19 protein-coding genes are annotated in these 20,234 nt (G+C 70.8%); 14 read left to right on the forward strand and 5 right to left on the reverse strand.

All coding sequences use genetic code 11. From position 1 onward, the window contains the following. The first annotated feature begins 371 nt into the window (after nucleotides 1-371). From ACZ55A_RS18605 to ACZ55A_RS18625, 5 genes are all read left to right on the forward strand, one after another. Complete coding sequence (locus ACZ55A_RS18605; RefSeq protein WP_468841070.1) at nucleotides 372-2,600, forward strand: ATP-dependent DNA helicase UvrD2; 2,229 nt, start codon at nucleotides 372-374, stop codon at nucleotides 2,598-2,600. 145 nt (nucleotides 2,601-2,745) lie between these two features. Then, nucleotides 2,746-3,072: a hypothetical protein gene (locus ACZ55A_RS18610; RefSeq protein ID WP_468841072.1), complete on the forward strand. Its 327-nt coding sequence runs from the start codon at nucleotides 2,746-2,748 to the stop codon at nucleotides 3,070-3,072. A gap of 117 nt (nucleotides 3,073-3,189) precedes the next feature. Further along, complete coding sequence (locus ACZ55A_RS18615) at nucleotides 3,190-3,543, forward strand: WhiB family transcriptional regulator (protein ID WP_026169602.1); 354 nt, start codon at nucleotides 3,190-3,192, stop codon at nucleotides 3,541-3,543. Next, entirely contained in the window at nucleotides 3,540-3,857 is a 318-nt protein-coding gene (locus ACZ55A_RS18620) for a hypothetical protein (RefSeq protein WP_468841075.1), read from the forward strand. Before ACZ55A_RS18615 ends, ACZ55A_RS18620 begins: the two co-directional genes overlap by 4 nt. 103 nt (nucleotides 3,858-3,960) lie before the next feature. After that, nucleotides 3,961-4,161 (forward strand): hypothetical protein, encoded by a 201-nt coding sequence (locus ACZ55A_RS18625; RefSeq protein WP_468841077.1) that lies wholly within the window; start codon nucleotides 3,961-3,963, stop codon nucleotides 4,159-4,161. 37 nt (nucleotides 4,162-4,198) lie between these two features. On the opposite strand, the gene ACZ55A_RS18630 is transcribed toward ACZ55A_RS18625, so the two are convergent. After that, nucleotides 4,199-5,620, reverse strand: coding sequence for an ABC1 kinase family protein (locus ACZ55A_RS18630; RefSeq protein ID WP_468841079.1), 1,422 nt, complete (start codon nucleotides 5,618-5,620; stop codon nucleotides 4,199-4,201). Nucleotides 5,621-5,662: 42 nt separating this feature from the next. After that, nucleotides 5,663-6,799 carry a ThiF family adenylyltransferase gene (locus tag ACZ55A_RS18635; protein WP_468841081.1) on the reverse strand — a complete coding sequence of 379 codons (1,137 nt, stop codon included), beginning with the start codon at nucleotides 6,797-6,799 and terminating at the stop codon, nucleotides 5,663-5,665. Nucleotides 6,800-6,984: 185 nt separating this feature from the next. Here ACZ55A_RS18635 and ACZ55A_RS18640 point away from each other — a divergent pair, with 185 nt between their 5' ends. The 4 genes from ACZ55A_RS18640 to ACZ55A_RS18655 all read left to right on the forward strand — a co-directional run bounded on the left by ACZ55A_RS18640 (nucleotide 6,985) and on the right by ACZ55A_RS18655 (nucleotide 10,905). Next, complete coding sequence (locus ACZ55A_RS18640; protein WP_468841083.1) at nucleotides 6,985-7,611, forward strand: M48 metallopeptidase family protein; 627 nt, start codon at nucleotides 6,985-6,987, stop codon at nucleotides 7,609-7,611. Nucleotides 7,612-7,723: 112 nt separating this feature from the next. Beyond that, nucleotides 7,724-9,427, forward strand: coding sequence for a TerD family protein (locus ACZ55A_RS18645; protein ID WP_468841085.1), 1,704 nt, complete (start codon nucleotides 7,724-7,726; stop codon nucleotides 9,425-9,427). A 15-nt stretch (nucleotides 9,428-9,442) separates the two neighbouring features. Beyond that, complete coding sequence (locus tag ACZ55A_RS18650) at nucleotides 9,443-10,126, forward strand: AIM24 family protein (RefSeq protein ID WP_384439147.1); 684 nt, start codon at nucleotides 9,443-9,445, stop codon at nucleotides 10,124-10,126. 20 nt (nucleotides 10,127-10,146) lie between these two features. Beyond that, nucleotides 10,147-10,905, forward strand: a complete 759-nt coding sequence (locus ACZ55A_RS18655; protein WP_468841087.1) for an AIM24 family protein — start codon at nucleotides 10,147-10,149, stop codon at nucleotides 10,903-10,905. A 71-nt stretch (nucleotides 10,906-10,976) separates the two neighbouring features. On the opposite strand, the gene ACZ55A_RS18660 is transcribed toward ACZ55A_RS18655, so the two are convergent. Both ACZ55A_RS18660 and ACZ55A_RS18665 read right to left on the reverse strand, forming a co-directional pair. Further along, nucleotides 10,977-11,507 carry an NUDIX hydrolase gene (locus ACZ55A_RS18660; RefSeq protein ID WP_468841089.1) on the reverse strand — a complete coding sequence of 177 codons (531 nt, stop codon included), beginning with the start codon at nucleotides 11,505-11,507 and terminating at the stop codon, nucleotides 10,977-10,979. After that, nucleotides 11,504-12,967, reverse strand: a complete 1,464-nt coding sequence (locus tag ACZ55A_RS18665) for a zinc-dependent metalloprotease (protein ID WP_468841091.1) — start codon at nucleotides 12,965-12,967, stop codon at nucleotides 11,504-11,506. Before ACZ55A_RS18665 ends, ACZ55A_RS18660 begins: the two co-directional genes overlap by 4 nt. A gap of 192 nt (nucleotides 12,968-13,159) precedes the next feature. Here ACZ55A_RS18665 and ACZ55A_RS18670 point away from each other — a divergent pair, with 192 nt between their 5' ends. From ACZ55A_RS18670 to ACZ55A_RS18685, 4 genes are all read left to right on the forward strand, one after another. Then, entirely contained in the window at nucleotides 13,160-14,311 is a 1,152-nt protein-coding gene (locus ACZ55A_RS18670; RefSeq protein ID WP_468841093.1) for an SDR family oxidoreductase, read from the forward strand. A 105-nt stretch (nucleotides 14,312-14,416) separates the two neighbouring features. Next, nucleotides 14,417-14,896, forward strand: coding sequence for a molybdenum cofactor biosynthesis protein MoaE (locus ACZ55A_RS18675; protein WP_468841095.1), 480 nt, complete (start codon nucleotides 14,417-14,419; stop codon nucleotides 14,894-14,896). A gap of 212 nt (nucleotides 14,897-15,108) precedes the next feature. After that, complete coding sequence (locus tag ACZ55A_RS18680) at nucleotides 15,109-15,300, forward strand: hypothetical protein (RefSeq protein WP_468841097.1); 192 nt, start codon at nucleotides 15,109-15,111, stop codon at nucleotides 15,298-15,300. Between the two features lie 126 nt (nucleotides 15,301-15,426). Continuing rightward, on the forward strand, nucleotides 15,427-16,521 hold the full coding sequence (locus tag ACZ55A_RS18685) for a YlbL family protein (protein ID WP_468841099.1): 1,095 nt from the start codon (nucleotides 15,427-15,429) through the stop codon (nucleotides 16,519-16,521). Nucleotides 16,522-16,554: 33 nt separating this feature from the next. Here the strand turns inward: ACZ55A_RS18685 and ACZ55A_RS18690 are convergent, their stop codons facing one another. Further along, complete coding sequence (locus ACZ55A_RS18690) at nucleotides 16,555-17,109, reverse strand: PPA1309 family protein (protein ID WP_468841101.1); 555 nt, start codon at nucleotides 17,107-17,109, stop codon at nucleotides 16,555-16,557. Between the two features lie 136 nt (nucleotides 17,110-17,245). On the opposite strand from ACZ55A_RS18690, the gene ACZ55A_RS18695 reads away from it, so the two are divergent. Beyond that, nucleotides 17,246-20,131, forward strand: a complete 2,886-nt coding sequence (locus ACZ55A_RS18695) for a UPF0182 family membrane protein (RefSeq protein ID WP_468841555.1) — start codon at nucleotides 17,246-17,248, stop codon at nucleotides 20,129-20,131. The last annotated feature ends 103 nt before the right edge of the window (nucleotides 20,132-20,234 follow it).

The raw sequence follows: 20,234 nt of genomic DNA on the forward strand, positions 1-20,234 counted from the left end.
ACCCCACCCCACCCCGCCCCCAAGCCCCACGCCGCCTCGACACGCTCAGCCGCGGACCCCGCCCCGCTGCCCGGCGAGCTCAGCCTCACCCACAGCCCAAGCAACCGCCCACCGAACCCCACCCCGCACTCACACAGACACCTGAGTCACGCACAGCCCCCAGACTTACGTCCGGCCGCCTGGCCATGGCGTACGTGGGCCCTGGGCCCGGAGCCGCTGTCCAAGGGCCGTTCGGCCGGCGTGGAAACAGCAAAGCACGCACGGTCGCGGCCTGCTCCGGTTCATCCACAGGGGGTGGGATGCGTATGACCGGGGATCCCGGCTGTGGACAGGCTTCTCGGGCGGTTCTGTGGACCTGGCAGCATGGCGGGGTGACAGCAGCAACAGACTCCTCCCTCTTCCCGCGGGTCCCTGACTCCGCCGACGGGGTGCTCGACGGGCTCGACCCCGAGCAGCGCGAGGTCGCGACGGCTCTGCACGGTCCGGTGTGTGTGCTGGCCGGGGCCGGCACGGGCAAGACGCGGGCGATCACCCACCGGATCGCGTACGGGGTCCGGGCGGGGATTCTCCAGCCCGCCAGTGTGCTCGCTGTCACATTCACGGCCCGCGCGGCCGGTGAGATGCGCGGCCGGCTGCGCCAGCTCGGCGCCGGCGGGGTCCAGGCCCGGACGTTCCACTCCGCGGCCCTGCGGCAGTTGCAGTTCTTCTGGCCCAAGGCCGTCGGCGGTGAGGTGCCGCGGCTGCTGGAGCGCAAGGTGCAGCTGGTGTCCGAGGCCGCCGCGCGCTGCCGGGTCCGGCTCGACCGCAATGAGCTGCGGGATGTGACGGCGGAGGTCGAATGGTCCAAGGTGACGCAGACCGTGCCGGCCGACTATCCGGCCGCGGTCGCCAAGGCGTCCCGGGAGGCGCCTCGGGACCCGGCGGAGATCGGCCAGATCTACGCCGCCTATGAACAGCTCAAGCGCGACCGCGGCACCATCGACTTCGAGGACGTGCTGCTGCTCACCGTCGGTGTGCTCCAGGACCGGCATGACATCGCCGAGCAGGTCCGCGCCCAGTACCAGCACTTCGTCGTCGACGAGTACCAGGACGTCAGCCCGCTCCAGCAGCGGCTGCTGGAGCTGTGGCTCGGCGACCGCGACAACCTCTGTGTGGTCGGTGACGCCAGCCAGACGATCTACAGCTTCACCGGCGCCACCCCCGACCACCTCCTCAACTTCCGCACCCGCCATCCGCAGGCGACGGTCGTCAAACTCGTCCGCGACTACCGCTCCACCCCGCAGGTCGTGCACCTCGCCAACGGCCTGCTCTCCCAGGCCAAGGGGCGCGCCGCGGAGCACCGCCTGGAGTTGATCTCGCAGCGTGCGGCCGGTCCCGAGCCGGTGTACACGGAGTACGCCGACGAGCCCGCCGAGGCGGAGGGCACCGCCCGTCGTATCCGGGACCTGATTGCTTCGGGGGTCCCGGCCAGTGAGATCGCGGTGCTCTTCCGGGTCAACGCCCAGTCCGAGGTCTACGAGCAGGCGCTGGCCGATGCCGGGGTGCCGTATCAGCTGCGGGGCGCCGAGCGGTTCTTCGAGCGGCCCGAGGTGCGCGAGGCCGGCATCAAGCTGCGCGGCGCCGCCCGGTTCGGGGCCAATGACGCGCTGCTGGACGAGGCGATGGATCTGCCGTCCGAGGTGCGGGCGGTGCTCAGCGACATGGGCTGGACGGATGTGCCGCCGGCCGGCTCGGGAGCGGCGCGGGACCGCTGGGAGTCCCTTGCGGCCCTCGTACGGCTTGCGGAGGACTTCGCCAAGGCCCGGCCGGGCGCCTCGCTCGCCGATCTCGTGGCGGAGCTGGACGAGCGTGCCAACGCCCAGCACGCCCCGACGGTCGAGGGGGTGACGCTCGCTTCTCTGCACGCCGCCAAGGGTCTGGAGTGGGATGCCGTGTTCCTGGTGGGTCTCACCGAGGGCATGATGCCGATCACTTACGCCAGGACCGATGAGCAGGTGGAGGAGGAGCGGCGGCTGCTGTATGTGGGCGTCACGCGTGCCCGGGTGCATCTGGGGCTGTCGTGGTCGCTGGCGCGGTCTCCCGGCGGGCGGCCCTCCCGTAGTGCGAGCCGTTTCCTCAGAGGCCTGCGGCCCGGTTCCGGGGCGGGGACGGGGCGCCGTACGCCGGGCGTGGTCTCAGGGGGCGTTGAGCGCGGTGACGGTACGGCGGCGGTGGCGCGGCGTCCCCGGCATCGCAGCCCGGCCCGGTGCCGGGTCTGCAACAAGACGCTGACGGACGCGGGCGAGATGAAGCTGATGCGGTGTGAGGAGTGTCCGTCGGAGCTCGACGAGGCGCTGTACGAGCGGCTGTGTGAGTGGCGGGCCGGGCAGGCCGCGCGGCTGCGGCAGCCGGCCTACTGCATCTTCACCGACAAGACGCTGATGGCAATTGCTGAGGCCGTTCCGGGAACCGAAGCGGAGCTTGCGGTCATCTCAGGTGTGGGGCGGCGCAAGTTCGACCGCTACGGCAGTGATGTGCTGGCTATCTGTGCCGGCGAGGAGCTCATGGGAGCTCCCGGGGAGGACTCCGGGGGCGCCGCGAAAAACTCGTCGGAAAAATAGTTTGCGCACGCGGAGCGCATCCCCATAGCCTTCGGAAGCAACGGAGACAACGGAAGCTTCCGAGATCCGATGGATCCGTGCTGTACTTGAACACCCTGGAACGGGATTTCCCGGTCCACCGAGACGCCGAGAGGAGGCGAGCCCAGTGATCAGCATCATCGAGACCAACAAAATGACCGATCTCTCGGTCGTCGCCACCTGCACGCTCGGCTCCTCGCTCCCGGGCACCGGTCTGTCCGGCTTCGGCCGCCTGTCCGGTACCGAGGTCGCGCGCCCCGAGTCCCTCGCTGTGCTGACCCGCAGTGAGCGCACCGCGCGACCGACCGAGGCACCTGCGGCAGTAGCAGCGGCAGCTGAGGCGAATGCCCTTGGCTTCGCGGCGGCCAATGGTGCCGGATCCCGGAAGCAGTACCAGACGCAGCATGAAATGTGGGCCTACCGCGGCCTCGAACCCTGGAGAGATCCAGCCTGATCGGCAGATCAGGTCGGCACCTTCCAGGGCCGCGGAACCCACACCGGGATCCGCGGCCCTTTTGTTTGCCCAATGCGCCTGCCACCAGCGGGCCGAAACAGACGAGGAACACACACCGTGCAACTCCAGACGCACACCCCGTCCGTAGCCACCGACCTGATCCCTCCGCCCGACCCCCAGGAGAACTCCTTGCTGCCCCTCACCGAGCTCGACGACGAGATCGACCGCCTCGGCGCCGCTGTTCCGTGCCGCACCTACGACCCGGAGGTCTTCTTCGCGGAGTCCCCGGCCGACGTGGAGTACGCCAAGACGCTGTGTCAGACCTGCCCGGTGCGTGAGGCCTGCCTCGCCGGCGCCAAGGACCGCCGTGAGCCGTGGGGCGTCTGGGGCGGCGAGCTCTTCGTCCAGGGCGTTGTGGTGCCGCGGAAGCGTCCGCGTGGCCGTCCGCGCAAGAACCCGGTTGCGGCATGAACACCCTCGGCGCAGGAACGATCGACCGTCCCGTCACACGGGATCCCAAGAAGCAGGACCACACGATGAACCCCACCTTCACCGACACCCCCGTCCCCACGAACGCCGATGCGATCGAGTCGCGTCAGAACAGGAACCTCGCCATGCAACTCATCCCAGAAGCCCTGGCACGTGCGCATATGCATGAACGCCTGCGGGAGGCCGAGTCGGAACGCAGGGCGCACCGGCTCGCCGCCGCGCGGCGGATGCAGCGTCGCGCCGAGCGCGCGTCGATGCGCGCCCGCCGTGCGCTGGCCATGGCCGTGATGCAGTAAGGCGGCACACCGCCGCCGCGACCACTTACCGGGGTCCGTCCGACAGGGCGGGCCCCGTGGTGCGTTGTATCCGGTTTCCTGCGGTTGACGGGGATATCGTCGGATGGTGGACCAGAAGACGCATGACAGGGCGGACGTGGCCGACGGGAACACGGTGTGCGCCGGCTGTGGCGCGGTCGCCGAGGGCCCGCCGCCGACCTGGATCTGCTCCGTGGAGAACGGCGAGCGCCGCTACTTCTGCGACAGCTGCGCGCGGGAGAACATCCGGGCCATCGAGGGACGTCTGGATTCGAGCTGGTGGTGAGGCCGGGCGCCACCGGGTGGTGACGCCCGGCCAACGGTCAGGCGGTGGTCTCCTCGACGGCCTCCGCCGGGATGTCCGCGCCGGTGCCGAGGCCGGTGACGTCGGGGCCGGCGGGCTCGTGCTCGGGCACGAACCCGGGCATCCACGCCTCGAGCTCGTCGCGCAGCCGCACCGTCGCACCCAGCTGGCACAGCACCCCGATGGTGCTCAAGGTCACGCGGTGGATCAGCAGATACGCGGGCGGCAGATTGAGCTGCTTGGCCAACTGGTAGGCGGGGGAGCGCGGATCGCCGATCCGGGCCGCCTGGTGGCGCATCCAGCTGCGGGTGAAGGTGAACGCCTCCACCTGTGCGGGTTCGATGATCGGCAGCAGGTACTCCAGTACCGCGTCCGGATCCAGCTCGATGGACTCCTTGACGAAGCCCTCCTCGCACAGCAGCTGATAGACCGCGTCCGCCTCGCCGTCCAGCGTCATCCGCAGGGAGGTGCCGATCGTCGGCGGCAGCCCGTCGGGCAGCCGGTCGACGGTCCCGAAGTCCAGTACGCCCAGCCGCCACTCCTCGACAGGCGCGTCGGGGGAGTCCCCGGTCAGCAGCCGGAAGTTGCCCGGGTGCGGGTCGGCGTGCAGCAGTCCGGTGCGGGCCGGGCCGGAGAAGAGGAAGCGGGCCAGCAGCTGGCCGGCCCGGTCGCGCTGTTCGTCGGTGCCGTCCGCGATCACCTCGGACAGCGGCACCCCGTCCAGCCACTCCGTCACCAGCACCTGGTCGCACTGGTGCACCACGGCCGGCACCACCACGTCCGGGTCGTCGGCGAACTCCTCGGCGTGCGCCTGCTGGGCCTGTGCCTCCAGGGAGTAGTCCAGCTCCTCGGAGACCCGGTCGCGCAGCTCGGCGATCAGCGGTTTGATGTCCATGCCCGGGATCAGCGGGCCCAGCAGCCGGGCGAACCGGCTCAGTTGCGCCAGATCCGACAGCAGCGCCTGACCGGCCCCCGGATACTGCACCTTGACGGCGACCTCGCGGCCGTCGTGCCAGACCGCCCGGTGGACCTGCCCGATCGACGCCGCCGCAGCCGGTTTGTCCTCGAACTCCTCGAACAGCTCCCGCCAGTCCTCGCCGAGCCGCTGGGCGAGCACCGTGTGCACCGTGCTCGTCGGCATCGGCGGCGCTGCCTCCTGAAGCTTCGTCAGGGCGGCGCGGTAGGGACCGGCGACCTCCTCGGGCAGCGCCGACTCGAAGACGGACAGCGCCTGCCCGAACTTCATCGCCCCGCCCTTGAGCTCCCCGAGGACCTTGAAGAGCTGTTCCGCGGTGCGCTGTTGGAGCTCTCGGCCCACGATCTCGGCGGATCTGCCGCCGATCCGTTTGCCCAGACCCCAGGTGGCACGGCCGGCGAACCCCAGTGGCAGCGCGGCCAGCTTGGCGGTGCGGGTGACCGCCTTGCGGGGAAGATCAGACATGCGCCCCTCCAACTCACACTGTCCCCTACCGGGGTTACTCCGTCATTGTGGCGTGTCACGGCCGTGGATCCGAGGCGCTGTCGTACACAGCGAAGCGGCAGCACCGCAGCCGCACTCCGGATGCGGCTCGATCCGTACTGTGCGCACATTCGCACACGGCAGTGCGAGCTCCATCCGCGCCCCTGTGCACGGCGGGAGTTCACCGTCGAGGAACGTCAGCGCCTGGGTGGCTGCCAGCCCCGCGACCGTCGTCGCCAGCGCGGCATCGCACGCCGGCACCGCGGGTGCGGCCCGCCCCGACCGCCACTGCGCAAGCAGCCGCGGCCAGGCCGGCTCCGCGTCCGTACGGCGCAGCTCGTCGCAGCCGGCGCAGGCCGAACCGCCCGGCAGCACCAGCGGACCCACCACACCCGTGCCCTCGATCACGCCCGCGTAAAGGTGCGGGATTCCGGCGGTCAGCAGCGGCTCGGACAGCACCGGGTCGGGGGCGTACGCGGCGAGCCCGTCACGCGGCGCGAGCACCACCAGCGACAGGCCGGGCTCGCCGGATTCGCTGACCGGGACCCTCGGCCGGGGGCGGCGGCTCCAGGGGGAGGAGCGGCGGACCAGCCGCTCGGCGGCCGCGGCGCGCGGCTCACCGATCCACTCGGCCGCGGGCCCGCCGGGCAGGACGTCGCCCGGAGTGACCTTGCCGCCGTCGACCACCTCCACCCGGCCGGTCCCGGACGCCGAGAGCAGTGCCGCGATCGCCGCGCCCACCCGTCCCGCGCCCTTGACCTTGACCCGCACCGCCCGGCGCGCCCCCATGCGGCCCAGGGCGCCGCCCGGTTCGCGGTGCTGCACGGACAGGGAGGCCAGATCGGGCCGCAGCCGTTCGCAGGCCGGGTGGTCCGCCCGTACGTCGTCGGCCGCGGGGCCGCCCGCGGCGGGGGCCTCCAGCAGTCCGGCCGCGCCGAGCCGGTCCACCACACCCCGCGCATGCTCGGGCGGCAGGTCGAGTAATGCGGCCTCCGCGATCAGCTGCTGCATGCTGCGGGTGCCGTCGATCAGTGAGAGGAAGCTGCCGGTGGCCGTGTCGAGCGGGCCGACCACCATGGCATGGGCCGGTGCCACGCCGAACCGCACGGTTTCCCTGTCCCGCCAGCCGCGCCGCAGCGCGGGCTTGAGCATCGGATGCATGTCATCCGCCCCCCGTCCTTCGTCGTCCGGCCCCCCAGCATGCGCCCTGGCGCGGAGCGGGGCCGAAGTTATCCACAGGCCGGTGCGGTATTTGTCATACAAGCGGTGCACGCCATGGAGTGGTTCGGGGGCGAACCGACCGCGGGGCGGGACTTCCCGCAGGGCCAGCGGGTAACGTCGGGCCCGTGCCCGCCGACCCTCCCGTTCACGGCTCAGGGGAGACACCCCTGCGCCGCGCCGCAGACACCTCGCGCAGGGCTGCTCCCAGCCCCAAGGCCCGCGGGTCGGGGACCAGCGCGGTCGAGGTGCGGCGCAGTTCACGGCGGCGCAGAACGGTCTCCGCCTACCGCGAGGGCGACCGCACGGTGGTGCTCATCCCGGCCCGGATGTCGGAGGCCGAGGAACAGCGCTGGGTGACCGTGATGCTGGACAAGCTCGCCGCCCAGGAGAGCAAGCGGATGCTCGGCGACGGCGAGCTGGCCGAGCGCGCCGAGCGGCTGTCGGACCAGTTCCTGGGCGGCCGGGCCCGGCCCGCATCGGTGCGCTGGGTGACCAATCAGAACACCCGCTGGGGATCGTGCACCCCGGCCGAGGGCAGCATCCGCCTCTCCCACCGCCTTCAGGGCATGCCGGAGTACGTCATCGACTACGTCCTGCTGCACGAACTCGCCCATCTGCTGGTCCCCGGCCACGGCCCCCCGTTCTGGCGTCTGTTGGAGTCCTACCCCCGTACGGAACGGGCCCGCGGCTACCTGGAAGGGGTGGTGGCGGCCGACCGGCTGCCGCATCTGCCCGCCGCCCGCGCCGAATAGCCCCGGCGTCCGGAGACTTGGCTGCCGCCCCGCCATCGCTTGTTGTCGGTGCCAGCGGTTAGCCTGGCCGCGCAGTCGAACTCACAGCGGGAGCGGGGGACGGGCGTTACGTATGGCAAGGGAATTCCAGCGGGGCCACAAGGCCAGGATCGGTGACCTGACGGCGGGGACGGATCTGTACGTCGGTGTGCAGATTGCCGGACCCGGCCTGACCTTCGACATCAGCTGCTTCGGCCTGGACGCCGAGGAACGGCTCTCCGACGACCGGTACTTCATCTTCTTCAACCAGCCCACCTCGCCCGAGGAGTCGATCCAGCTGCTCGGCCCGCAGGCCGGCGACAGCGAGTCCTTCCGGGTCACCCTCGACAAGATCCCCGCGCACATCCACAAGCTCTCCTTCACCGCCGCGCTCGACGGCGCCGGCCAGGTCTCGCAGATCGGCCCCGGCTACATCCGGATCGTGGCCGGCGGCGAAGAGGTCGCCCGCTACTCCTTCACCGGCAGCGAGTTCAGCACCGAACGCGCCGTCATGCTCGGCGACTTCTACCTCAAGGACGTCTGGCGGTTCGCCGCGGTCGGCCAGGGCTTCGACGGCGGCCTGGAGGCGCTGCTGAAGAACTTCGGCGGTGAGGTCGCCGAAGAGGCGGAGGCGCAGCCCGAGCCGCCCGCCGCCGCGCAGGGCGTGCCCGGCTTCGCGCCGCCGTCCGGGCCGGCCGCTCCCGCGCCGTCCTTCGGCGCCCCCGCCGCGCCGCAGCCCGCGCCCGAGTCCGGCCCGCCCCAGGGCGCGCCGCCGGCCGCCCCGCAGCCGGCCCCCGCGCCCCAGCCCCCGCAGCCCACCGCCCCGCAGGTCCACAGCGCGCCCACCATTGCCGCGCCGATGGCCCCGCCCGCCGGGCCGGTTCCGCCGCCCGGCGTGCCCGCACCGCACGGGCAGCAGCCGCCGGCCCCGTACGGCCAGCCGGCGCCGGGCCAGGACCCGTACGGGGCGCCGCAGCCCGCACCCGGCGGCTTCCCCGGCCAGCAGGCCCCGCAGGCACCCCCGTACGGCCAGCCCGGCCCGTTCCCGGGCCAGCCCGCCCTCTACGGTCAGCCGGGAGCGCAGCCCCCGGGCGCCCCGTATCCGGGCCAGGCCCCCGCCGTCCCCGAGGGCGGCGGTCCCGGACTCGGTGTCGTACTGGACAAGTACAAGGAAGCCCCCACCGGCCAGCGGTGGACCCCGCAGAACAGCAAGCTGATCCGCGTCGACCTCGGCGTCGACGGCCAGCCGGTCCTCGCCCGCCAGGGCAGCATGGTGCTTTACCAGGGCAAGGTCGACTTCGGCTACAAGGGCGCCGGTTTCCGCGGCCGGATCGTCGGCAACGCCACCGGCCAGGAGATGCAGCTGATGCGCTGCACCGGCCAGGGCCAGGTCTTCTTCGCGGAGAACAGCGCCCATGTGCACCCCATCGAGCTCCAGGGCGACGCCATCTGTGTGTCCGCCGAGTCCGTCCTCGCCTTCGACGAGTCGCTCCAGCACGAGGTCCGCCGGATCGAGGGGCACGGCATCCCCGGTGGCGCCCTGTTCACCATGCAGTTCCAGGGGACCGGCACCCTCGTCGTCAAGACCCAGGGCACCCCGGTCGTCCTGCCGGTCACCCCGACCACCTTCGCCGACGCCAACGCCATCGTCGCCTGGTCCGCGGCCTCTCAGGTGATCATCTCCAGCCAGGTGAGCCTGCGCCGGAACGCCTACCCGGGGCACTCCGGCGAGACCGTGAACCTCCAGTTCCGCGGCGCGCCCGGCAACTTCATCGTCGTCCAGCCCTACGAGGTCTGAGGGAGCCCGTAAGTCATGAACCAGCAGCAGCTGTCGGGCTACGTCCCGACCCCGCCCGCCGCCCGTATGGAGAACCACGGCAGCGCCATGGTGAAGATCGCCATGCAGAGCGGCCAGGACGTCTTCGCCCGCACCGGGTCGATGGTCGCCTACGAAGGCTTCGTCCAGTACGAGCCGAACCCGCCAGCCGTCCGCCAGATGGCCTCCCAGTGGCTCACCGGCGAGGGCGCGCCCCTGATGAAGTGCTCCGGCGACGGCCTGCTCTACCTCGCCGACTACGGCGCCGACGTGGTGTGCATCAACCTCAACGGCGACTCCCTCTCCGTCAACGGCACCAATCTGCTCGCCTTCGACGCCCACCTCCAGTGGGGCGTGCAGCGCGTCAAGGGCATGGCGAAGTTCGCCGGCCAGGGGCTCTTCAATGTGGGAATCTCCGGCACCGGCTGGGTCGCGCTGACCTCCCGGGGCACGCCCATCGTCGTCGACTGCGGCCGCGGCGAGGACGAGACCTATGTCGACCCGGACGCCCTGGTCGCCTGGTCGACCCATCTGAAGATGAAGGGCAAGCGCAGCTTCAAGGCGTCCTCGATGATCGGCCGCGGCAGCGGCGAGGCGTACCAACTGGGCTTCTCCGGCCAGGGGTTCGTCGTCGTCCAGCCCAGCGAGGACAGCACCGACCGGCTCCGGGCCCGGGGCTGAGGGGGAGGACCGAACACGCCATGCAGAGTCCGCTTTTCGCCTTCACCGAGGCACAGACCCAGGACCGCTACGCCCTGCAGAACGACCAGCTGCTGCGGGTCGCCCTCCAGGGCCACGAGGACGTCCTCGCCCGTAAGGGGGCGATGGTCGCCTACCAGGGGCTGCTCGAATTCGACGCCAACTACCAGACGCCCGGCCAGCACCGGACCCGCGCCTACTCCGGTGAGGGCCTCGATCTGATGCGGGTCTCCGGGCAGGGCACGGTCTATCTGGCCAACCTCGCCCAGTACGTGCACGTCGTCGACGTCGACCACGACGGCCTGACCGTCGACAGCGCCTACGTCCTGGCGCTGGACTCCCGCCTCCACTGGGAGGTCGTCTCCGTCGACAGCCAGTACGGGATCTCCGGCACCGGCAAGTACCAGCTCAACATCTCCGGACAGGGCAAGGTCGCCCTGATGACCTCCGGCCAGCCGCTGATGCTCCAGGTCACGCCCGACAAGTACGTCAACGCCGACGCCGATGCGGTGGTCGCCTGGTCCGCCTCGCTGCGCGTCCAGATGCAGGCGCAGACGCACTCCTCCGGGGTGTGGCGGCGCCGCGGCAACACCGGCGAGGGCTGGGAGCTCAGCTTCCTCGGCCAGGGCTATGCGCTGGTCCAGCCCAGCGAGCTGCTGCCGCCGCAGAACGCGGTCATCGGCTCCGGTGTGGCCGCCCAGTTCGGCATGGGCCAGCAAGGCGCCCGGGGAGCGAACCAGGGCAACATCTTCACCAACTGACCTGCCACAGAAGGGCATTCGGCGCCCGCCCCGGGAAGGGGCGGGCGCCGAACGTGTCGTTCCGCCGCTGTCTAGAGGAGCGCGCGGGCGCTGTCCACCAGCCGCGCCACCGACGCATCGGCGACGCCGGGCACCTCGTCGTACGCGAACCACCGCAGGTCCAGCGATTCGTCGCTGATCGCCGCCACCGCGCCCTCGGGCGCCAGCGCCGCGTACTGGACGTCCAGATGCACCGCGCAGGGCGTGTGATGGCGGTCCAGCCGCACCGGGCCGCCCGGCAGCAGCGTCAGCCCCTCGGCGATACCCGACTCCTCACGCGCCTCACGCAGCGCCGCATCCGCCAGCGAGGCGTCCTCCGGCTCGCAGTGACCGCCCATCTGCAACCACATCTCCAGCTTGCGGTGCAGCGTCAGCAGCACCCGGCCGCCGGCCGGGTCGATCACCAGCGCGCTCGCCGTGAGGTGCCCGTCCTTGCACGGCTTCCACATGCCGTCCTGATAGGCGGCGAGATGATCCAGGTACGTCAGCCGCAGCTGCTCCTGATCGGGCGACGGCGCGGGCCACTCACCGAGCACCCGCGCCGCATCCGCGTGCAGACTCACTTGTCGCCGTCACCCTTGCTCTCGCCGGGCGTCCCGTCGGGGCCGTCGCCCTCCCGGGCGGGCTTGCCCAGGTCCGGCTTGCCGCCGCTCGCGGCCTCACCGAGCATCTTGTCGAGCTCGGAGAAGTCCGGCTGCTCGTGGTGCACAAAGCCGTCCGGGTCGTCCAGATCGGCCGCCGTCGGCAGCATGTCCGGGTGCTCCCACAGGCCGTCGCGGCCGTCCAGGCCCCGCGCGTCGGTCAGCGACGCCCACAGCCGCGCGGCGTCCCGCAGCCGCCGCGGACGCAGTTGCAGACCGATCAGCGTGGAGAAGGTCTGCTCGGCGGGGCCACCGCTCGCCCGGCGCCGCCGCAGCGTCTCGCGCAGCTTGTCCGCCGACGGCAGATGCGGCTTGGCGGCAGCGTGCACCACCGCGTCCACCCAGCCCTCGACGAGCGCCAGCGCGGTCTCCAGGCGGGCCAGCGCGGCCTTCTGCTCCGGGGTGTCCTCGGGCTGGAACATGCCCTGCTGAAGGGCGTTCTGCAGCTCCTCAGGGTGCTGGGGATCGATCTGGCCGACCACGTCCTCCAGCTTGGTGGTGTCGACCTTGATGCCGCGCGCATAGCCCTCGACGGCACCGAACAGATGCGAGCGCAGCCACGGCACATGGGCGAAGAGCCGCTGATGGGCGGCCTCGCGCAGGGCCAGGTAGAGCCGCACCTCTTCCTCCGGCACACCGAGGCCCGCACCGAACGTGGCGATGTTCCCCGGCAGCAGCGCGGCCTTGCCGGCCGGCCCCAGCGGCAGCCCGATGTCCGTCGAACCGACGACCTCGCCGGCCAGGACGCCCAGCGCCTGCCCGATCTGGGTGCCGAACATCGCACCGCCCATGGAGCGCATCATCCCGAGCAGCGGGCCCGCCATGGCCTGCATCTCCCCGGGCAGCACCTCGCCCATGGCCGCCCCGACCCGCTCGGCGAGCGGATTGACCAGGTCCTGCCACACCGGCAGGGTCTCCTCCACCCACTCGGCGCGGCTCCAGGCCACCACCGAGCCGGAGCCCGACGGCAGCGACGTCACACCGTCCAGCCACAGGTCCGCCAGCCGCACGGCCTCCTCGACGGCGGAGCGCTCACCCGGCGACAGGCTCGCGTCCTTGCTGCCGTCCGGGGCGCCCTGGGCGACGGTCTGCCGTGCGATGTCCTTGGCCATGTCCCAGTTCACCGGCCCGCCCTCGTACGAGAGCATCTGGCCGAGCTTCTGGAAGGCGGCTCCCAGGTCGCCAGGGTTCATTTCGCCGCCGGGGCCGCCCATGCCGCCGAAGAGCGCCGCGAACGGATTGTCCGCGCCGCCGCTCCCGCTGCCGAACCCGAAGGGGTCCGCGGGGCCCTGGCTACCTCCCTGGCCGCCCTTCTTCTTGCCGTTGTCGCCGTCCTCCGGCTCCTCCGGCGGAAGGCCGAATCCAAATGGGGTGTCACTCACGGGGTTCCTCGGCTCGTAGGGCCGCCGACCAGGTGGCCGACGGCGGCTGCCCGACATCACCTCCAGCGTAGACACCCGGGCCGCTTCGGGGCTCGGTGCTTCGCTGTCCCGGTGGCTGGGGCAGGATGGACGCCACCTGGTGCGGACGCGTCAGCACGTGCCCGCACTGAAGACAACCGCTGGAGACGCCCGGTGAGTTCCCCAGATCCGACCGTTCGCGCAGCGCGAAACGCTGCGGCCCCGACCGAGCAGACAGCCGAGACCGCGGGCAGCGCCCCGGACCGGCCGCTGCGCCGGCCCGTCATCGCCGTCACCGGAGCCGCCTCCGGGGTCGGCGCGCAGCTCACCCGCGCCCTGGTGGCCTCCGAGGAGGTCAAGGAGGTGGTGGCCATCGACGAGCGGCGCGGCGACGTCGCCGAGGCGCACTGGCACGTCCTGGACGTACGCGACCCCGCCATCGCCGACAAACTGCGCGGCGCTGACGTCGTCGTCCACCTGGCGCTCGACCTCGACCTGGAGACCGAGGCCACGGCCCGCACCGCCTACAACGTGCGCGGCACCCAGACCGTGCTCACCGCCGCCGCGGCCGCCGGCGTCCACCGGGTGGTGCTGTGCACCTCCGCCATGGTCTACGGGGCGCTGCCCGACAACGATGTTCCGCTGGCCGAGGACGCCGAGCTGCGGGCCACCGCGGACGCCACCGGCGTCGGCGACCTGCTGGAGATCGAGCACCTGGCGCACCGCGCACCCCGCGCCCACCCCGGCCTGAACGTCACCGTGCTGCGCCCCGCCGTCCTGGTGGGCGGCACCGACACCGCGCTGACCCGCTACTTCGAATCGCCCCGCCTCCTGGTCGTCGCCGGATCCCGGCCCGCCTGGCAGTTCTGCCACGTCGAGGACCTGGTCAGCGCCCTGGAGTATGCGGCGCTGGAGAAGGTCGAGGGCGAGCTCGCGGTGGGCTGCGACGGCTGGCTGGAGCAGGAGGAGGTCGAGGAGCTGTCCGGCATCCGCCGCATGGAGCTGCCGTCCTCGGTGGCCCTGGGCGCCGCCGCCCGCCTGCACCGCATCGGCCTGACGCCGTCGCCCGCCGGGGACCTCGCCTACACCATGCACCCCTGGGTGGTCAGCGGCAGCCGGCTGCACGAGGCGGGCTGGCGGCCCCGGTGGACGAACGAGGAGGTACTCGCCGAACTCCTGGAAGAGGTCGCGGGGCGCCACACCGTCGCCGGCCGCCGGCTGGGCCGCAAGGACGCCACCGCCGCGGGTGCCGCCGGCGCCACCGTCGCCCTCCTCGGTACCGCCGCGCTGGTGCGGCGCGCCCGTAAGGCCCGCCGGCGCATCTGAGGGGAGACCGGGACCGCCGGGCTGGAGGAGTCTCCAAGACGCGGGCCGGGACCACCGGCGGAAACGGCGATTCCCCGCCGGGGCCGCGTACGGCACGATGGGGGTATGTCTGGCACGCCCTCCCCCTCGACCCCCGGCCGCGACCACCCCGGTGAGCAGGCCGCGGCGGACCCGGTCCGGCTCCTGGAGATCCGCGACACCCCGCTCTCCGTGGACGAGGTGTTCGTCGCCGTGGGCGATGCGGCGGCCGGCGGTACCGCCCTGTTCGTCGGCACGGTCCGCTCGCACGACAACGGTGCCGACGTCGACGCCCTGGGCTACTCCGCGCATCCGACCGCCGAGGCCGAGATGCGGCGGATCGCCGAGAAGGTCATCGCCGACTTCCCGGTGCGGGCGCTGGCCGCCGTCCACCGGGTGGGCGATCTGCGCATCGGTGATCTGGCCGTCGTCGTCGCGGTGTCCTGCCCGCACCGGGGCGAGGCGTTCGAGGCCTGCCGCAAGCTGATCGACGACCTCAAGCACGAGGTGCCGATCTGGAAGCACCAGACCTTCTCGGACGGGACCGAGGAATGGGTCGGCGCGTAGCGCTGTCTTCGCTGTCCTCCGCCGCGGGGGTGCAGCCGCGTGGCCATTGGGTAGAAGCCTCTTGACCAGGGGAGCAGTGCCCGAACACGGGGCCGAACCGGTGCGTTGGGTTCCGGTTGCGTAACCCGCCCCCTGGCGTAAGCGTTGACCAGGTAGATGGTTAATCTGCTTATTCGTCGATTGCGGTCGTACAAGGGGTTGGGAGGTCGCTGATGGGTGCGCTCCTCTGGTTGCTGATTCCGGTGGGTGCCGGGCTGGTCGCCGCAGTATGGAGCAGCTGGGCCCTGAGGAGCCGCAAGACCGGGGACGTTGCGGAACTCGCGGGCTATGCCCGGTTCCGGGACGCGATGGAGAAAGAGCATTCCGTTTCCGATCCCGCCCCGGCCGCCTCGGATACGGCCTGACGTTCGTCGTCCGTACGCAGCAGCAAGCGCCGGCCCGTGCGCCGTACCTCGTGCGCGGGCCGCTTTCCGGCCTCGTACGGACGGCCCCGCGGGCCGGTTGTCATACCCGTCCCGTACTGTCGTTCCATGCCACGCCGCACCGCGACGCTGCTCGCTTCGACCCTGATGCTGATCGCGCTGCTCTGCGCCGGGGTGCTGATCCCCGTGCCGTACTCCGAGATGTCGCCCGGCCCGACGGTCAACACCCTCGGTGAGCACGGCGGCGAGCCGGTGTTGCAGATCTCCCGGCACAAGACCTACCCGACGACCGGTCACCTCAACATGACCACGGTCCGGGTCACCGGCCCCGACTACACCATGAACCTCTTCGAGGCGGTCTACGGCTGGCTCGACCACGACAACGCCGTGGTGCCGCACAAGACGCTCTACCCCGAGGGGCAGACGGCCGAGCAGGCCGACCAGGAGAACGCCGAGGAGTTCAGCCAGTCCCAGGAGAGCGCCAAGGCCGCCGCCCTCAAGCAGCTGAACCTCCCGGTCGCCGCGCAGACCGTCGTCGGCTCGGTCGTCAAGGACCGGCCGGCCGACGGGCTGCTGCACGCCGGCGATGTGATCAAGGCGGTGGACGGCACGGAGGTCAGGCAGACCGCGGACGTCGCCAAGCTCGTGACCAAGCACAAGCCGGGCGAGAAGGTGGTCTTCACGATCATCCCCGCCAAGGAAGCGGCCGCCGCGGAGAAGCAGGGCAAGACGCCCCGGACCGGCGCGAAGCAGATCTCCGTCACGACGCAGAAGGCGGACGACGGCCGCGCCATCGTCGGTATCCAGGCCGGGGTGGATCACATCTTCCCGTTCCCCATCGACGTCAAGCTGGCCGATGTCGGCGGCCCGAGCGCCGGGCTGATGTTCGCGCTCGGCATCGTCGACAAGCTCACGCCCGGTGACATGACCGGCGGCAAGTTCGTGGCCGGTACCGGCACGATCGACGACCAGGGCAAGGTCGGCCCGATCGGCGGCATTTCGATGAAGACGGTCGGCGCGCGCGACAAGGGCGCGGAGTTCTTCCTGACGCCCAAGGACAACTGCGCCACCGCCGCCAAGGACACCCCGCGCGGGCTCCGCCTGGTCAAGGTCGACACGATAGGCGACGCCGTCAAGGCGCTGGACAAGATCCGCAAGGGCGACCTCGCCGGCCTGCCGAGCTGTAGCCCGGCAGGCCGCTAGGGCATATCCACAGGGCCCGTCCGGCCCCGGGCGTCAGCTCTCGAAGGTGGCGGCGAGCGCTTCGGCCAGGCCCGGTACCAGCGCCGAGCCGGTGAGCACCTCGGTGGTGGAGTCCTTCTCGCGCAGCCGCAGTGCCGATTCGCGGCGGCCGTCACGCAGGACGCCCACCGTCATCCGGACCTCCTGACGGTCCGGGTGCCCGGCGACCCACTTGGCGAGCTGCGCCTCGTCCATGCCCGCGGGCTCGGAGTCCTCGGCGGACGGCGGCAGCATCAGCCGCTCGACGGTCAGTGCGCAGCCGGTGACGGCGTCCGGCCAGGCGATGGTGGCGAGGAACTCGTCCAGCGGCACATCGGCCGGGATCTCGTCCTGCTCCACGGGGGTCAGGGAAGCGGTGGTGGAGTCGTCGATGCCGAGCTGGGCGGCGAGCCCGGGCTCCTGCGCACGCAGCTTGGCGGTGTCGACGAGGGCGAACAGTCGGGCGGGCTGGTCCCAGCCGAGCCCGGCGCTGTACTCATCGATTTCGAGCACCGCGCGGGTCAGAGGGTCGGCGGCGAGGGGGGTGCCGTCAACGGGGAGGTTGGTCATGCTCAACATCGTGCCTTGTCCACCCCGGAAAGCGGGAACCGAGTAAAGCCTTCGTAAGTTGCATCAGTGGGTCCTACTATCGCCGGGCCTGCTCCACACGACAGCGAACTTCGAGGTGCGCACCTTGGCTTTCCAGATGCCGGACCGCGGCTCAGGCCCGACAGGGCCACGGATCAGAGTCGGCCGACCATCGCGGCGGATCCGGACTCTGCTCATGACACTGGGCGTGCTGGCCGTACTGGCCATGCTCTTTGTGATGTTTGCGGGGTTCTGGACCGATTGGCTCTGGTATCGCTCGGTCAAGTACTCCTCGGTCTTCACCACCACCCTTTGGACCAAGATCGGTCTCTTCTTCGTCTTCGGCGTCGTGATGGCCACCGCCGTGGGCGTCAACATCTGGCTGGCACACCGGCTGCGCCCGCCGCTGAGTGCGATGTCCATGGAGCAGCAGAGCCTGGACCGCTACCGGATGAGCATCGCGCCGTTCAAGAAGTGGGCGCTGATCGCGATCACGGCCGTGGTCGGACTGATCGCCGGTGCCTCCGCGTCCGGTGAGTGGCGCACCTGGCTCCAGTGGGTCAACGGCGTCCCGTTCGGCAAGACGGACCCGCAGTTCGGCAAGGACGTCTCCTTCTACGCCTTCGATCTGCCCTGGTACCGCTTCCTGCTGAGCTTCGGCTTCGCCTGCGCGGTGCTGTGTCTGGTCGCCGCGGCGCTGACGCACTACCTCTACGGCGGGCTGCGGCTGACGAGCCCGGGCTCGCGGGCGACGGCCGCGGCAACGGGCCATCTGTCCGTGCTGCTGGGCCTGTTCGTCTCGCTCAAGGCGGTCGCGTACTGGCTCGACCGGTACGGACTCGCGGTCAAGTCCACCGGCCTGAAGTCGGCCGACAACTGGACCGGCCTGCGCTATGTGGACGCCAATGCCTATCTTCCGGCGAAGACCATCCTGTTCTTCATCGCGGCGATCTGCGCGGTGCTGTTCTTCGCCACGCTGTGGCGGCGTACGTGGCAGCTGCCGGTGATCGGCTTCGGCCTGATGGTGCTCTCCGCGGTCCTGATCGGCGGGCTGTATCCGGCCATCGTGCAGAAGTTCCAGGTCCAGCCGAACGAGCAGGCCAAGGAAGCGCCGTACATCAAGCAGAACATCAAGGCGACCCGGGACGCGTACGACATCCAGGACTCCGAGGTCACCCCGTACAAGGGCGACTACCAGCCTGCCGGCAAGGCGGACAGCCAGCGGCTGCGCGACGACGCCGACACCACGGCCAGCATGCGGCTGCTCGACCCGAACGTGGTCTCGCCGGCCTTCCAGCAACAGCAGCAGGTCAAGGGCTACTACCAGTTCCCCTCCACCCTCGACGTCGACCGCTACAAGGACAAGGACGGCGCCGAGCAGGACACCGTCATCGGTCTGCGCGAGCTGAACATCGCCGGCATCCCCGAGCGCAACTGGATCAACGACCACTTCAAGTACACCCACGGCTACGGCGTGGTCGCGGCCAAGGGGACGGAGACCGCCGACGGCGGCGGCCCCAGGTACAGCGAGTCGGACCTCCCGTCCAAGGGGCAGCTCCCTCCGCACGAGCAGCGGGTCTACTACGGCGAGAAGACCACGCAGTACTCCATCGTCGGCGGCCCCCAGAAGGAGCTGGACTACTCCGACGACCGCGGCGAGAAGAGCTACAGCTACAAGGGCAACAGCGGGGTCAACCTCGGCAACCCGGTCAACCGCGCCGCGTACGCGGTGGCGTTCGGGGAGCCGCAGATCCTCTACTCCGGTGCGATCGGCGACGGCTCGCGGATCCTGTACAACCGCACGCCCAAGGAGCGCGTCGAGTCCGTCGCCCCCTGGCTGACCATCGACGGCGACGCCTATCCGGCGGTCATCGACGGCCGGATCAAGTGGATCGTGGACGCCTACACGACGAGCAACGGCTATCCGTACGCCTCGCGCACCACGCTCGGGGACACCACGGCCGATTCGCTCACCGACGGGCAGCGGGCGGTGGTGGCCCAGCAGAACCAGGTCAACTACATCCGTAACTCCGTCAAGGCGACGGTCGACGCCTACGACGGCTCGGTCAAGCTCTACCAATGGGACGAGAAGGACCCGGTCCTCAAGACCTGGATGAAGGCCTTCCCCGACACGGTCGAGAAGAAGAGCGCGATCAGCCGGTCGCTCAAGGAGCATCTGCGCTACCCGCAGGACCTCTTCAAGGTGCAGCGCCAGCTGCTGACCACGTACCACGTCACCGACCCGGGGACCTTCTACACCGGCTCCGAGCGCTGGCAGATCCCCAGCGACCCGACCACCAAGTCGGGCAACGCGGTGCCGCCGTACTACCTGAGCATGAAGATGCCGGACCAGAAGGACCAGTCCTTCTCGCTGACGACGACCTTCACGCCCAACAAGCGTGACAACCTCGGTGCGTTCATGGCCGTCGACGCCAATGCCACCAGCGGCGACTACGGCAAGATCAGACTGCTGAAGCTGCCGTCGGAGACACCGGTGCCCGGCCCGCAGCTGGTGCAGTCGAAGTTCAACTCCGATCCGGTCATCGCCAACGAACTCAACATCCTCAAGAAGTTCGGCGACTCGGAGATCGAGTACGGCAATCTGCTGACCGTGCCACTGGACGGCGGACTGCTCTACGTCGAACCGGTGTATCTGCGCGGCGCCAACACCAACTACCCGTTGCTGAAGAAGGTGTTGGTCAGCTACGGCGACAACAAGCCCGTCCTGGAGGACTCCCTCAAGGACGCGCTCGATGTGGTCTTCGGCAAGAAGGCGCCCAGTACGGGCACGCAGCAACCGCCCGGCAGCGATACGGGCAAGCAGCCGCCCACCGACCAGACGGTGCAGCAGGCGCTGTCCGACGCCCAGAAGGCGTACGAAGAGGGCGAGAAGGCCCGCGAATCGGGTGACTGGGCCGCGTACGGCGAGGCCCAGAAGAAGCTGAAGGCGGCGCTGGACCGGGCCGCCAAGGCGTCCGAGAAGGGCGCAAAGCCGGGCGAGTGACCGGCCGGAAGTGACGTCCATACCGTGCGGCCACCGGTGGGAACCGGTGGCCGCACGGCTGCGGCGGTACCGGGGCCGTCCCAGGGGCGTGGTACGTTAAGGG

Source organism: Streptomyces sp. NPDC034111 (assembly GCF_055575375.1).

Bases quoted from the DNA above. Each gene is read 5' to 3' on its own strand.
- ACZ55A_RS18620 (WP_468841075.1), top strand. From the start codon at position 3,540: ATGAACACCCTCGGCGCAGGAACGATCGACCGTCCCGTCACACGGGAT.
- ACZ55A_RS18625 (WP_468841077.1), top strand. From the start codon at position 3,961: ATGGTGGACCAGAAGACGCATGACAGGGCGGACGTGGCCGACGGGAAC.
- ACZ55A_RS18630 (WP_468841079.1), bottom strand. From the start codon at position 5,620: ATGTCTGATCTTCCCCGCAAGGCGGTCACCCGCACCGCCAAGCTGGCC.
- ACZ55A_RS18635 (WP_468841081.1), bottom strand. From the start codon at position 6,799: ATGCATCCGATGCTCAAGCCCGCGCTGCGGCGCGGCTGGCGGGACAGG.
- ACZ55A_RS18645 (WP_468841085.1), top strand. From the start codon at position 7,724: ATGGCAAGGGAATTCCAGCGGGGCCACAAGGCCAGGATCGGTGACCTG.
- ACZ55A_RS18650 (WP_384439147.1), top strand. From the start codon at position 9,443: ATGAACCAGCAGCAGCTGTCGGGCTACGTCCCGACCCCGCCCGCCGCC.
- ACZ55A_RS18655 (WP_468841087.1), top strand. From the start codon at position 10,147: ATGCAGAGTCCGCTTTTCGCCTTCACCGAGGCACAGACCCAGGACCGC.
- ACZ55A_RS18675 (WP_468841095.1), top strand. From the start codon at position 14,417: ATGTCTGGCACGCCCTCCCCCTCGACCCCCGGCCGCGACCACCCCGGT.
- ACZ55A_RS18680 (WP_468841097.1), top strand. From the start codon at position 15,109: ATGGGTGCGCTCCTCTGGTTGCTGATTCCGGTGGGTGCCGGGCTGGTC.
- ACZ55A_RS18685 (WP_468841099.1), top strand. From the start codon at position 15,427: ATGCCACGCCGCACCGCGACGCTGCTCGCTTCGACCCTGATGCTGATC.
- ACZ55A_RS18690 (WP_468841101.1), bottom strand. From the start codon at position 17,109: ATGACCAACCTCCCCGTTGACGGCACCCCCCTCGCCGCCGACCCTCTG.
- ACZ55A_RS18695 (WP_468841555.1), top strand. From the start codon at position 17,246: ATGCCGGACCGCGGCTCAGGCCCGACAGGGCCACGGATCAGAGTCGGC.